At 69.2% G+C, this 12,491-nt stretch carries 12 protein-coding genes; 11 read left to right on the top strand and 1 reads right to left on the bottom strand.

Annotated features, from left to right (window positions below):
* Window positions 1-63: 63 nt before the first annotated feature.
* Complete coding sequence (locus tag ABEA82_RS09135) at window positions 64-903, bottom strand: C40 family peptidase (protein WP_345660841.1); 840 nt, start codon at window positions 901-903, stop codon at window positions 64-66.
* A 724-nt stretch (window positions 904-1,627) separates the two neighbouring features.
* Between ABEA82_RS09135 and ABEA82_RS09130 the strand changes: the two genes are divergently transcribed.
* Genes ABEA82_RS09130 through nuoK form a run of 11 tightly spaced genes read left to right on the top strand, consistent with a single transcriptional unit; the run spans window position 1,628 to window position 12,484 of the window.
* Window positions 1,628-1,987: an NADH-quinone oxidoreductase subunit A gene (locus ABEA82_RS09130; RefSeq protein ID WP_003992243.1), complete on the top strand. Its 360-nt coding sequence runs from the start codon at window positions 1,628-1,630 to the stop codon at window positions 1,985-1,987.
* A gap of 13 nt (window positions 1,988-2,000) precedes the next feature.
* Window positions 2,001-2,555, top strand: coding sequence for a NuoB/complex I 20 kDa subunit family protein (locus tag ABEA82_RS09125; protein WP_018528252.1), 555 nt, complete (start codon window positions 2,001-2,003; stop codon window positions 2,553-2,555).
* Window positions 2,552-3,319, top strand: coding sequence for an NADH-quinone oxidoreductase subunit C (locus tag ABEA82_RS09120; protein ID WP_345660839.1), 768 nt, complete (start codon window positions 2,552-2,554; stop codon window positions 3,317-3,319). The genes ABEA82_RS09125 and ABEA82_RS09120 overlap by 4 nt, the downstream gene beginning before the upstream one ends.
* Window positions 3,316-4,638, top strand: a complete 1,323-nt coding sequence (locus ABEA82_RS09115) for an NADH-quinone oxidoreductase subunit D (protein ID WP_345660838.1) — start codon at window positions 3,316-3,318, stop codon at window positions 4,636-4,638. The genes ABEA82_RS09120 and ABEA82_RS09115 overlap by 4 nt, the downstream gene beginning before the upstream one ends.
* Window positions 4,635-5,495 (top strand): NADH-quinone oxidoreductase subunit NuoE, encoded by an 861-nt coding sequence (gene nuoE, locus ABEA82_RS09110; RefSeq protein WP_345660837.1) that lies wholly within the window; start codon window positions 4,635-4,637, stop codon window positions 5,493-5,495. The genes ABEA82_RS09115 and nuoE overlap by 4 nt, the downstream gene beginning before the upstream one ends.
* Window positions 5,495-6,841, top strand: coding sequence for an NADH-quinone oxidoreductase subunit NuoF (gene nuoF / locus ABEA82_RS09105; RefSeq protein ID WP_423651881.1), 1,347 nt, complete (start codon window positions 5,495-5,497; stop codon window positions 6,839-6,841). The genes nuoE and nuoF overlap by 1 nt, the downstream gene beginning before the upstream one ends.
* The gene (locus ABEA82_RS09100; RefSeq protein WP_345660835.1) at window positions 6,838-9,342 is read left to right on the top strand and encodes an NADH-quinone oxidoreductase subunit G; all 2,505 of its coding nucleotides are present in this window, start codon (window positions 6,838-6,840) and stop codon (window positions 9,340-9,342) included. Before nuoF ends, ABEA82_RS09100 begins: the two co-directional genes overlap by 4 nt.
* Window positions 9,339-10,715: an NADH-quinone oxidoreductase subunit NuoH gene (gene nuoH, locus ABEA82_RS09095; RefSeq protein ID WP_345660834.1), complete on the top strand. Its 1,377-nt coding sequence runs from the start codon at window positions 9,339-9,341 to the stop codon at window positions 10,713-10,715. The genes ABEA82_RS09100 and nuoH overlap by 4 nt, the downstream gene beginning before the upstream one ends.
* Window positions 10,708-11,349 carry an NADH-quinone oxidoreductase subunit NuoI gene (nuoI, locus tag ABEA82_RS09090; RefSeq protein ID WP_039933457.1) on the top strand — a complete coding sequence of 214 codons (642 nt, stop codon included), beginning with the start codon at window positions 10,708-10,710 and terminating at the stop codon, window positions 11,347-11,349. Before nuoH ends, nuoI begins: the two co-directional genes overlap by 8 nt.
* Window positions 11,346-12,188, top strand: coding sequence for an NADH-quinone oxidoreductase subunit J (locus ABEA82_RS09085; protein ID WP_345660833.1), 843 nt, complete (start codon window positions 11,346-11,348; stop codon window positions 12,186-12,188). Before nuoI ends, ABEA82_RS09085 begins: the two co-directional genes overlap by 4 nt.
* Entirely contained in the window at window positions 12,185-12,484 is a 300-nt protein-coding gene (gene nuoK / locus ABEA82_RS09080) for an NADH-quinone oxidoreductase subunit NuoK (RefSeq protein ID WP_003992252.1), read from the top strand. The genes ABEA82_RS09085 and nuoK overlap by 4 nt, the downstream gene beginning before the upstream one ends.
* Window positions 12,485-12,491: the final 7 nt, after the last annotated feature.

The raw sequence follows: 12,491 nt of genomic DNA, 5'->3' as shown, positions 1-12,491 counted from the left end.
GGACACGACGGGAGGGCCGCTGCCCCCGTAGCGGCAGCGGCCCTCAAGCCCGTACGCGTGACGTCAGAGGACGCGCACCGCGCCCGACGCCGGGTAGCCCGACAGATCCTGGATGACGACGCCCTTGGACGGGTTGGCCGCGTCCAGGTACTGGCCGTTCCCGATGTAGACACCCACGTGGTACGCGGAGCCCTTGCCGCCCCAGTAGAGGATGTCGCCGACCTGGACGCTGGACAGCGGGACGTCCGTGCCGGCCATCGACTGGTCCTGCGAGACGCGCGGCAGGTCCACACCAACCTGCTTGTACGCGGCCTGCACGAGGGAGGAGCAGTCCCAGGCGTTGGGACCGGTGGCGCCCATGACGTAGGCGTCGCCCACCTGGGCCTTGAGGAACGCGACGACGGTCGCGACGCTGCCGCTGGAGGGCGCCGACACCGACGTGGAGGCGGACGCGGACGTGGAGGCGGAGAGCGTGGCGCGCTCGGAGCTGCGCGTGGCGCGCTCGGCGGCGGCCTTGCGGGCGGCCTCGGCGGCCTTCTTCTTGGCCTCCGCCTTCTTCTTCGCCTCGGCGAGGTCCTTCTTGGCCTCCGCGGCGGCCTTGGCGGCGGCTGCGTCACGCTCGGCGCGCAGTTCGTAGTTCGCGGCCGCCTGCTGGGTGGCGGCGGCGGACTGGGCGACCTGAGCCGACAGGTCGGCCGTCAGGGTGGGCAGTTCGATGGTCTGCGTCACCGGCTCGGCGGCGTTCGCCGAGGCCGACGCACCCGCCGCTGCCATGCTGAGAACGCCACCGGCAACGCCGGCGCGCAGGGCGATCGAAGAGGTCGCGCTGCGGCGGGGTTTCCGGTGGCTGCGTATGTGAGCGGTGTGGGACATGGGAACAACCGGTACCAGGGGCTCCTTCATATCTTCAAGAAACGTGTGCTGCGCCACAGTTGTTCAAACAGGACCCCAAAACCCCCGCTCGGGGCTCTTTATTGACGCCGTAACGGACATTGCGGGCGCTCCGTTACGGGGCTGTGATCACGGTCTTTGATCAATACGCCCGAATTGCCCCGCACCTACCACCGGTTGGGTTGATTGGCCAAGCCCCGTTCTCATGAACCTCTCATGCGTGTGACGGAGGTCACGGAACGGTCGCCGGAGCGAACGCGTCGCGCGCCGTAGATCACGACCGGATCACGGGCTCGCGAAGATCGTGAACGCGTGCACGTGTCCACACCCCGCCCCGTGTGCCCCCTGATGTGTGAACGCGCCTCTATCAAGAGATCGAGTCCATCTCCAATTTGCATGCAAGGGAACTCTCTTGATATTGAGACGCGCCCTCCGGCCTGCGACGACGGGCCAAAATGTCACCTCTGGTGATCACTCGGACGCTTCGCGTGTGAAGATCACCGCTCATCCGACTTCATGATCGATCGTCAGGTGGCAGAGATCACAAAGCTTGTGCAATACCCCGTGTCGCAGATCACAGAGCGTCGGGCATAAGATGCACGCGGTTGGGCTTGTGACCTGCTTCACATGTTCCCGATCTTCGCCGGGGCGGGCGGGGTTCGCGGGACTGGTGGGGCGGAAGTGAGCCCGATGCAAACCGCCAGCAGTCAGTGCCGACTGAGAGGAGCGAGGAGCGGTGAACGCTTATGCGCCCATCCTCGTACTGGGAGCCCTCGGGGCAGGCTTTGCGATCTTCTCCGTGGTCATGGCCACGTTGATCGGGCCCAAGCGGTACAACCGGGCCAAGCTCGAGGCCTACGAGTGCGGTATCGAGCCGACCCCCACGCCGGCCGGCGGCGGGCGCTTCCCCATCAAGTACTACCTGACGGCGATGCTCTTCATCGTCTTCGACATCGAGATCGTCTTCCTCTATCCCTGGGCCGTCACCTTCGACGCCCTGGGGATTTTCGGGCTCGTGGAGATGCTGCTCTTCGTGCTCACCGTCTTCGTCGCGTACGCGTACGTATGGCGGCGCGGCGGCCTGGAATGGGACTGAGGGGCCACAAGTCATGGGACTCGAAGAAAAGCTGCCGAGCGGCTTCCTGCTGACCACCGTCGAGCAGGCCGCGGGCTGGGTGCGCAAGTCGTCCGTCTTCCCCGCCACGTTCGGCCTCGCCTGCTGCGCCATCGAGATGATGACCACCGGCGCCGGGCGCTACGACCTGGCGCGCTTCGGCATGGAGGTCTTCCGGGGATCGCCGCGCCAGGCCGACCTGATGATCGTCGCGGGCCGGGTGAGCCAGAAGATGGCGCCGGTGCTGCGGCAGGTCTACGACCAGATGCCGAACCCCAAGTGGGTGATCTCCATGGGGGTCTGCGCCTCCTCGGGCGGCATGTTCAACAACTACGCGATCGTCCAGGGCGTCGACCACATCGTCCCGGTCGACATCTACCTCCCGGGCTGCCCGCCACGGCCCGAGATGCTCATGGACGCCATCCTCAAGCTCCACCAGAAGATCCAGTCCTCCAAGCTCGGCGTGAACGCCGAGGAGGCGGCCCGCGAGGCGGAGGAGGCGGCGCTCAAGGCCCTGCCCACGATCGAGATGAAGGGGCTGCTGCGATGAGCGACGCGAACGGCACCAACGGCCCGAACCCCGAGAAGGACCTGTCGGCCTCCAACCTCCCCGGCCAGCGCGGCGAGGGCGGCGAGGAGATCCGCGTCCAGCGCGGCATGTTCGGCGCGAACAACGGCGGCGATACCTCCGGCTACGGCGGCCTGGTCCGCTCGGTCCGGCTCCCGGGACCGGCGACCCGCCCCTACGGCGGCCCGCGCGCCGGAGGCGCATATGGATACTTCGACGAGGTCGCCGACGAGCTGGAGGGCGCCCTGGAGGAACAGGGCCTGCTCCCCGGCAACGCCATCGAGAAGACGGTCGTCGACCGCGACGAGCTGACCTTCCACATCGAGCGTGAGCACCTGCTCCTCGTCGCCCGCACCCTGCGCGACGACCCGGCCCTGCGCTTCGAGCTGTGCACCGGCGTCAGCGGCGTCCACTACCCGAGTGACAAGGGCCGCGAGCTGCACGCCGTCTACCACCTGCGCTCGATCACCCACAACAGGCTGATCCGCCTGGAGGTCAGCGCCCCCGACAGCGACCCGCACATCCCGTCGCTGTTCTCCGTCTACCCGACGAACGACTGGCACGAGCGCGAGACGTACGACTTCTTCGGCATCGTCTTCGACGGTCACCCGGCCCTGACGCGGATCATGATGCCGGACGACTGGCAGGGCTTCCCGCAGCGCAAGGACTACCCCCTCGGCGGCATCCCCGTCGAGTACAAGGGCGCCCAGATCCCGGCTCCGGACCAGCGGAGGTCGTACTCATGAGCACTTCCCACGCCTCCCCTCGTGAGACCACCGAGGGCACCGTCTACACCGTCACCGGCGGTGACTGGGACGAGGTCGTCGAGTCCGCGGCCCGCGCCGACGACGAGCGCATCGTCGTCAACATGGGCCCGCAGCACCCGTCCACGCACGGCGTGCTCCGCCTGATCCTGGAGATCGAGGGCGAGACCGTCACCGAGGCCCGCTGCGGCATCGGCTACCTGCACACCGGCATCGAGAAGAACCTCGAGTACCGGACCTGGACGCAGGGCACGACGTTCGTGACGCGCATGGACTACCTGACGCCGTTCTTCAACGAGACGGCGTACTGCCTCGGCGTCGAGAAGCTCCTCGGCATCGAGGACCAGATCCCGGACCGGGCCTCGATCATCCGGGTGCTCCTGATGGAGCTGAACCGGCTGTCCTCGCACCTGGTCTGCATCGCCACCGGCGGCATGGAACTCGGCGCCACCACGATCATGATCTACGGATTCCGTGATCGTGAACTCATTCTCGACATCTACGAGCTGATCACCGGCCTGCGGATGAACCACGCGTACATCCGCCCCGGCGGACTCGCCCAGGACCTGCCGCCCGGCGCGGTGGACCAGATCCGCGAGTTCGTGAAGAAGATGAAGAGGAACCTCCCGGAGTACGACAAGCTCGCCACCGGGAACCCCATCTTCAAGGCCCGCATGCAGGACGTGGGCTACCTGGACCTGGCCGGCTGCATGGCCCTCGGCGCGACCGGCCCGATCCTGCGCTCCACCGGCCTGCCGCACGACCTGCGCAAGACGCAGCCGTACTGCGGCTACGAGACGTACGACTTCGAGATCCCGACCGCCGACACCTGCGACTCCTACGGCCGCTTCCTGATCCGGCTGGAGGAGATGCGCCAGTCGCTCAGGATCGTCGAGCAGTGCCTGGACCGGCTCCAGCCCGGCCCGGTCATGGTCGCCGACAAGAAGATCGCCTGGCCGGCCCAGCTGGCCCTCGGCCCCGACGGCCTCGGCAACTCCCTCGACCACATCAAGAAGATCATGGGCACCTCCATGGAGGCCCTGATCCACCACTTCAAGCTGGTCACCGAGGGCTTCCGCGTCCCGCCGGGACAGGCGTACGCGGCGGTCGAGTCGCCCAAGGGCGAACTCGGGGTGCACGTCGTGTCCGACGGCGGCACCCGCCCCTACCGGGTCCACTTCCGCGACCCGTCCTTCACCAACCTTCAGGCCATGGCGGCGATGTGCGAGGGCGGCCAGGTCGCCGACGTCATCGTCGCCGTCGCGTCCATCGACCCCGTGATGGGAGGCGTCGACCGGTGACCACCTCATCCTCCGAGCGGGGCGTCAGCCTGGGCATGCCCGAACTGCCCGCACCCGCCTACCCGGACGACGTACGGGCCCGGCTGGAGACCGACGCGCGCGAGATCATCGCCCGCTACCCGGACTCCCGGTCCGCCCTCCTGCCGCTGCTGCACCTCGTGCAGGCCGAAGAAGGGCACGTGACCCGCACCGGCATGCGGTTCTGCGCGGAGATGCTCGGCCTCACCACGGCCGAGGTCACCGCGGTCGCCACCTTCTACACCATGTACCGGCGCCGCCCGAGCGGTGACTACCAGGTCGGGGTGTGCACCAACACCCTGTGCGCCGTCATGGGCGGGGACGCGATCTTCGAGGAGCTCCAGGAACACCTCGGGGTCGGCAACGGCGAGACCACCGACGACGGCAAGGTCACCCTGGAGCACATCGAGTGCAACGCGGCCTGCGACTTCGCGCCGGTCGTGATGGTCAACTGGGAGTTCTTCGACAACCAGACCCCGTCGAGCGCCAGGCGCCTCGTCGACGACCTGCGCGCCGGACGGCCGGTCACGCCCACCCGCGGGGCGCCCCTGTGCACCTTCAAGGAGACCGCCCGGGTCCTCGCCGGTTTCCCCGACGAGCGCGACGGGGCCGTGGAGTCCGGGGGGAGCGCGGGACCCGCTTCCCTGGTCGGCCTGAAGCTCGCCAAGGGGGAGGGAGCCTCCGCGCGCGTGGTGCATCCGCGCGGTGAGGCGGCCCGCACCGGGGCCCCGCACGACCCGTCACCGACGGAGCACTTGAGCTCGCACGACGCGCCGCAGGACACGTCGGCCTCCGACCCTGCCCACCCGGCCGGGCCTGCCGCCGAGGAGGGGGAGTGATGACCTTGGCACCCGAGCTGAAAGACATGAGCCCCGAGAAGCTGCTCGCACCGGTGCTGTCGGCCTTCTGGGACGAGGACAGGTCCTGGACGCTGGACGTGTACCGGCGGCACGACGGCTACGAGGGGCTGCGCAAGGCGCTCGCCATGTCGCCGGACGACCTGATCGCGTACGTCAAGGACTCCGGTCTGCGCGGGCGCGGTGGCGCGGGGTTCCCCACCGGGATGAAGTGGCAGTTCATCCCGCAAGGGGACGGAAAGCCGCACTATCTGGTTGTCAACGCCGACGAGTCGGAGCCCGGGACGTGCAAGGACATCCCGCTCCTCTTCGCGAACCCGCACAGCCTCATCGAGGGCATGATCATCGCGTGTTACGCCATCAGGTCGTCGCACGCCTTCATCTATCTGCGGGGTGAAGTCGTCCCCGTACTGCGGCGGTTGCACTCCGCCGTGCGCGAGGCCTACGAGGCGGGCTTCCTCGGCGAGAACATCCTGGACAGCGGACTCGACCTCGACATCACCGTGCACGCGGGGGCGGGCGCGTACATCTGCGGTGAGGAGACCGCACTGCTGGACTCGCTCGAAGGCCGCCGGGGCCAACCGCGGCTTCGTCCCCCCTTCCCTGCCGTCGCGGGCCTCTACGCGTGCCCGACTGTGGTGAACAACGTCGAATCCATCGCGTCGGTTCCCGCGATCATGAACCGGGGCAAGGAATGGTTCCGGTCGATGGGGAGCGAGAAGTCGCCCGGCTTCACCCTCTACTCCCTGTCCGGCCACGTCGCCAGCCCCGGCCAGTACGAGGCGCCGCTCGGGATCACGCTCCGCCAGCTCCTCGACATGAGCGGCGGGATGCGCCCCGGGCACCGCCTGAAGTTCTGGACGCCGGGCGGCTCCTCGACCCCGATGTTCACCGACGAGCATCTCGACGTCCCTCTTGATTACGAAGGAGTGGGCGCCGCGGGTTCCATGCTCGGCACCAAAGCTCTCCAGTGCTTCGACGAGACGACCTGCGTGGTCCGTGCCGTCACCCGCTGGACCGAGTTCTACGCCCACGAGTCCTGCGGCAAGTGCACGCCCTGCCGCGAAGGGACCTACTGGCTCGTGCAGCTGCTGCGCGACATCGAGGCCGGCAAGGGACAGATGTCCGATCTCGACAAGTTGAACGACATCGCCGACAACATCAACGGCAAGTCCTTCTGCGCCCTCGGCGACGGCGCGGCCTCGCCGATCTTCTCCTCGCTCAAGTACTTCCGCGAGGAGTACGAGCAGCACATCACGGGCCGGGGCTGCCCCTTCGACCCGGCCAAGTCGACGGCCTGGGCCGACCGCACGGAGGTGAACGCATGACCGTGACCACCAGCTCTCCCTCCGGTGGGGGAGAGGCGGCGGTCCCGCCGGAGGACCTCGTGTCGCTGACGATCGACGGCGTGGAGATCAGCGTGCCCAAGGGCACCCTGGTCATCCGGGCCGCCGAGCAGCTCGGCATCGAGATCCCCCGGTTCTGCGACCACCCCCTGCTCGACCCGGCCGGCGCCTGCCGCCAGTGCATCGTCGAGGTCGAGGGCCAGCGCAAGCCCATGGCCTCCTGCACCATCACCTGCACCGACGGCATGGTCGTGAAGACCCATCTCACCTCGCCGGTCGCGGAGAAGGCCCAGAAGGGTGTGATGGAGCTCCTGCTCATCAACCACCCGCTGGACTGCCCGGTCTGCGACAAGGGCGGCGAGTGCCCGTTGCAGAACCAGGCCATGTCGCACGGCGACGCCGAGTCCCGCTTCGACGGCCGCAAGCGGACCTACGAGAAGCCCGTCCCGATCTCCACGCAGGTGCTGCTCGACCGCGAGCGGTGCGTGCTGTGCGCCCGCTGCACCCGGTTCTCCAACCAGGTCGCCGGCGACCCGATGATCGAACTCGTCGAGCGGGGCGCGCTCCAGCAGGTCGGCACCGGCGAGGGCGACCCCTTCGAGTCGTACTTCTCCGGCAACACCATCCAGATCTGCCCGGTCGGAGCGCTGACCTCGGCGGCGTACCGATTCCGCTCCCGCCCCTTCGACCTCGTCTCGTCCCCGTCGGTCTGCGAGCACTGCTCCGGCGGCTGCGCCACCCGCACCGACCACCGGCGCGGCAAGGTCATGCGGCGGCTCGCGGCGAACGACCCCGAGGTCAACGAGGAGTGGATCTGCGACAAGGGACGGTTCGGGTTCCGTTACGCGCAGCAGCGCGACCGGCTCGAGACGCCCCTGGTGCGCAACGCGGAAGGTGAGCTGGAACCGGCCTCCTGGCCGGAGGCGCTGCAGATCGCCGCCCAGGGGCTGCTGGCCTCCCGGGGCCGCACCGGTGTCCTGACCGGCGGCCGCCTCACCATCGAGGACGCCTACGCGTACAGCAAGTTCGCGCGCGTGGCGCTCGACACCAACGACATCGACTTCCGCGCGCGCGTGCACAGCAGCGAGGAGGCCGACTTCCTCGCCGCCCAGGTCGCCGGGCGCGGCCGCGACCTCGACGGCACGGGCGTCACGTACACCGCCCTGGAGAAGGCGCCCGCGGTCCTGCTGGTCGGGTTCGAGGCGGAGGAGGAGGCGCCCGGCGTCTTCCTGCGGCTCCGCAAGGCCTGGCGGAAGCACGGACAGAAGGTCTTCTCGCTGGCCACGCACGCCACCCGGGGTCTGGAGAAGGCCGGTGGCACGCTGCTGCCGGCGGCTCCCGGCACCGAGACCGAGTGGCTGGACGCGCTCGCGAGCGGCGTCGGTCTGGAGGACGACGGAGCTCGCGCCGCCGAGGCGCTGCGCACCGAGGGCGCCGTGCTCGTCGTCGGCGAGCGGCTGGCGGCGGTCGCCGGCGGCCTGACCGCCGCCGTGCGCACCGCTTCCGCGACCGGGGCGCGGCTGGTGTGGATCCCGCGCCGGGCCGGGGAGCGCGGCGCGATCGAGGCGGGTGCGCTGCCGTCACTGCTGCCGGGCGGGCGTCCGGCCACCGACCCGCGCGCGCGTGACGAGGTCGCCGCCGTCTGGGGCGTCGCCGGACTGCCGCACCGCTACGGCCGTGACACCGGCCAGATCGTCGAGGCCGCGGCGACCGGAGAGCTCCAGGCGCTGCTGGTGGCGGGCGTGGAGACGGCCGACCTGCCCGACCCGGCACGCGCGCGTGCCGCGCTCGAGGAGGTCGGCTTCCTGGTCTCGCTCGAACTGCGGCCCGGCGAGATCACCCGCAAGGCCGACGTCGTCCTGCCGGTCGCCGCGGTCGCCGAGAAGGCCGGCACCTTCCTCAACTGGGAAGGCCGGGTCCGCTTCTTCGAGGCCGCGCTCAAGCCCGACCAGATGACCCGCCGCCTCGCACCCAGCGACGCGCGCGTGCTGCAGATGCTCGCCGACGCCATGGACGTCCACCTCGGGCTGCCCGATCTGCGCACCGTGCGCGCGGAGATCGACCGGCTCGGCCCCTGGGACGGCCCGCGGGCCACCGAGCCCCTGGAGACCGCGGGAGCGCTGCCCCGCCCGGCCGCCGGGGAGGCGGTTCTCGCCGGGCACCGGCTGCTGCTCGACCAGGGCCTCCTCCAGCAGGGTGACGAGGCGCTCGCCGGGACGAGGCACGCCGCACGCGCGCGTGTGTCGTCCGCGACGGCCGCCGAGGCGGGCGTCAAGGACGGCGACCTGCTCGCGGTCACCGGCCCCGAGGGGGTCGTGGCACTCCCGCTCCAGATCAGCGACATGCCGGACCGGGTGGTGTGGCTGCCGCTGAACTCCACCGGCGGCGGCGTCGCCTCCGACACCGGGGCGCGGCCCGGCTCCCTCGTCCGCATCGGCCCGGCGACGCTCGCCGGCGAGGCCCCCAAGGAGGTGGAGGCATGAGCCCGTACCTCGCCGCAGAAGACCTCTCGGTGTTCGGCACCGACCCCTGGTGGCTGGTCGTCATCAAGGCGGTGTTCTGCTTCGCCTTCCTGATGGTGACCGTGCTGGTCTCCATCGTCATGGAGCGCAAGGTCGTCGCCTGGATGCAACTGCGCATCGGCCCCAACCGGCACGGCCCCTGGGGCATGCTCCAGTCGCTCGCCGACGGCATCAAGCTGATGCTCAAGGAGGACGTCGTCGTCAAGCGCGCGGACAAGGTGGTGTACGTCCTCGCGCCGATCGTCGCGGCCATCCCGGCCTTCATGGCGATCGCGGTGATCCCCTTCGGCCCGTCCGGCAACGAGATCTCGATCTTCGGCCAGCGCACCACGATGCAGCTCACCGACCTGCCGATCGCGATGCTATACATCCTCGCGGTCGCCTCCGTCGGCATCTACGGCATCGTGCTGGCGGGCTGGAGCTCCGGCTCGACGTACCCGCTGCTGGGCGGCCTGCGGTCCTGCGCGCAGATGATCTCCTACGAGATCGCGATGGGCGCCGCCTTCGCCTCCGTGTTCCTCTACTCGGGGTCGATGTCGACGTCGACGATCGTCGAACAGCAGCAGGACCGCTGGTACATCGTCCTGCTGCCGCTCTCCTTCGTCATCTACATCGTGACGATGGTCGGCGAGACCAACCGCGCACCCTTCGACATGCCGGAGTCCGAGGGCGACCTGGTCGGCGGCTTCAACACCGAGTACTCGTCGATCAAGTTCGCGATGTTCATGCTCGCCGAGTACGTCAACATGGTGACCGTCTCGGCCGTCGCCACCACGCTGTTCCTCGGCGGCTGGCGGGCCCCGTGGCCGATCAGCACCTTCTGGGAGGGCGCGAACCACGGCTGGTGGCCGATGCTCTGGTTCACGGTCAAGGTCCAGCTGCTGCTGTTCATGTTCATCTGGATCCGCGGCACCCTGCCGCGCGTGCGCTACGACCAGCTGATGAAGCTCGGCTGGAAGGTCCTCATCCCGGTCTCGCTGGTGTGGCTGATGCTCGTCGCCAGCGTGCGGGCCCTGCGCAACGAGGGCTACGACTTCGGCGACATCGCCCTCTACGTCGGCGGCGGCGTGCTGGCCCTGCTGGTGCTCTCCTTCGTCGCGGACATGTTCCGCGAGAAGTCGAAGCAGGACGGCGAGCCGGCCGAGAGCCAGGCCGCCTTCGACCCGATGGCGGGCGGATTCCCCGTACCGCCGCTGCCCGGACAGGAGCTCCCGCCGGTTCCGCGACGCCCCTCGCGCCGGGACCGGGAGCTGATTGTCAGTGGTGGCCCCGATACTCAGAGTGACGAATCTCTGGGCGGATCTACGGATGGAAAGGAGGCGTCCGATGGCTGAGGAACCGAAGGACACCAAGCCCGGTTTCCAGAACCCGGTGGCCGGCTTCGGCGTGACCTTCAAGGCCATGTTCAAGAAGCGGCTGACCGAGCAGTACCCCGAGCAGCAGAAGACCACGGCTCCGCGCTTCCACGGACGGCACCAGCTCAACCGCCATCCGGACGGCCTGGAGAAGTGCGTCGGCTGCGAACTGTGCGCGTGGGCCTGCCCCGCCGACGCGATCTACGTGGAGGGCGCGGACAACACCGACGAGGAGCGCTACTCGCCGGGCGAGCGGTACGGCCGCGTCTACCAGATCAACTACGCCCGCTGCATCCTGTGCGGCCTGTGCATCGAGGCCTGCCCCACGCGCGCGCTCACGATGACGAACGACTTCGAGCTCGCCGACTCCAGCCGGGCCAACCTCATCTACACCAAGGAGCAGCTGCTCGCCGGTCTGGAGGAGGGCATGGTCGACTCGCCCCACGCCATCTACCCGGGCATGGACGAGCAGGACTACTACCGCGGCCTGGTCACCGAGGCCGCGCCCGGCACCGAGCAGCAGGTCGCCCACTCCAAGGGCGAGGTCGTGCAGGAGGCCGACTCGACCTTCGGCGGGACCGAACCGGCGTCGGAGAAGGTGATCGGCCGATGACCACCCAGCTCGCCGCCTACTCCACCTCCACCGGAGAGGCCGTCCAGTTCTGGATCCTCGGCACCGTCGCGGTGATCGGCGCCCTGGGCACCATCCTCCTGAAGAGGGCCGTGCACAGCGCCCTCTGCCTCGCCGGGACCATGATCATTCTGGCGGTGTTCTACCTCGCCAACGGCGCCTACTTCCTGGGCGTCGTCCAGATCATCGTCTACACCGGCGCGATCATGATGCTGTTCCTGTTCGTGGTGATGCTCGTCGGCGTCACCGCGGCGGACTCCCTGAAGGAGACCATCAAGGGCCAGCGCTGGCTGGCCCTGCTGTGCGGGCTGGGCTTCGGCATCCTGCTGTTCGCCGGGATCGGCAACGCCTCCCTCAAGGAGTTCAACGGCATCGGCCAGGCGAACGCCGGCGGCAACGTGCAGGGCATCGCCGCCCTCCTCTTCACCCGGTACGTCTTCGCGTTCGAGATCACCGGCGCCCTGCTGATCACGGCCGCCGTCGGCGCCATGGTGCTCACCCACCGCGAGCGCACCGAGCGCGCCAAGACACAGCGGGAGCTCGCGGAGGAGCGCGTCCGCGAGGGCAAGTACATGCCGCCGCTGCCGGCACCCGGCGTGTACGCCCGGCACAACGCGGTCGACATCGCGGGCCTGCTGCCCGACGGCACCCCGTCCGACCTCACCGTCAGCAAGACGCTGCGCGAGCGGGGCCAGATCCGGGACGTGTCGCAGGAGGCGCTCAACGACCTCAAGGCCCTGGAGCAGCGTGCCGAGGAGCGCCTGGAGCGCAGGGCCATCGAGCCGGCCACGTTCAAGCGGCCCGAGGAGGCGTCGAAATGAACCCGGTCAACTACCTCTATCTCGCGGCCCTGTTGTTCACGATCGGCGCGACCGGCGTGCTGATCAGGCGCAACGCGATCGTCGTGTTCATGTGCATCGAGCTCATGCTCAACGCCTGCAACCTCGCGTTCGTCGCCTTCTCCCGGATGCACGGCAACCTCGACGGCCAGATCATCGCCTTCTTCACGATGGTCGTCGCCGCCGCGGAGGTCGTGGTCGGGCTCGCGATCATCGTGTCCCTGTTCCGTGCCCGCCACTCGGCCTCGGTCGACGACGCCAGCCTGATGAAGCTGTAAGGGGTCG

Source organism: Streptomyces venetus (genome assembly GCF_039540295.1).
GTDB classification, from domain to species: Bacteria; Actinomycetota; Actinomycetes; order Streptomycetales; family Streptomycetaceae; genus Streptomyces; species Streptomyces venetus.
Note: the sequence above shows the minus strand (reverse complement) of the source record. Positions and strands in the feature narration are given on the sequence as shown.

What these genes read in the sequence shown, in the direction of transcription:
- ABEA82_RS09135 (WP_345660841.1), bottom strand. Translation starts at nt 903, where the DNA reads ATGAAGGAGCCCCTGGTACCGGTTGTTCCCATGTCCCACACCGCTCAC.
- ABEA82_RS09125 (WP_018528252.1), top strand. Translation starts at nt 2,001, where the DNA reads ATGGGACTCGAAGAAAAGCTGCCGAGCGGCTTCCTGCTGACCACCGTC.
- ABEA82_RS09120 (WP_345660839.1), top strand. Translation starts at nt 2,552, where the DNA reads ATGAGCGACGCGAACGGCACCAACGGCCCGAACCCCGAGAAGGACCTG.
- ABEA82_RS09115 (WP_345660838.1), top strand. Translation starts at nt 3,316, where the DNA reads ATGAGCACTTCCCACGCCTCCCCTCGTGAGACCACCGAGGGCACCGTC.
- nuoF (WP_423651881.1), top strand. Translation starts at nt 5,495, where the DNA reads ATGACCTTGGCACCCGAGCTGAAAGACATGAGCCCCGAGAAGCTGCTC.
- ABEA82_RS09100 (WP_345660835.1), top strand. Translation starts at nt 6,838, where the DNA reads ATGACCGTGACCACCAGCTCTCCCTCCGGTGGGGGAGAGGCGGCGGTC.
- nuoH (WP_345660834.1), top strand. Translation starts at nt 9,339, where the DNA reads ATGAGCCCGTACCTCGCCGCAGAAGACCTCTCGGTGTTCGGCACCGAC.
- nuoI (WP_039933457.1), top strand. Translation starts at nt 10,708, where the DNA reads ATGGCTGAGGAACCGAAGGACACCAAGCCCGGTTTCCAGAACCCGGTG.
- ABEA82_RS09085 (WP_345660833.1), top strand. Translation starts at nt 11,346, where the DNA reads ATGACCACCCAGCTCGCCGCCTACTCCACCTCCACCGGAGAGGCCGTC.
- nuoK (WP_003992252.1), top strand. Translation starts at nt 12,185, where the DNA reads ATGAACCCGGTCAACTACCTCTATCTCGCGGCCCTGTTGTTCACGATC.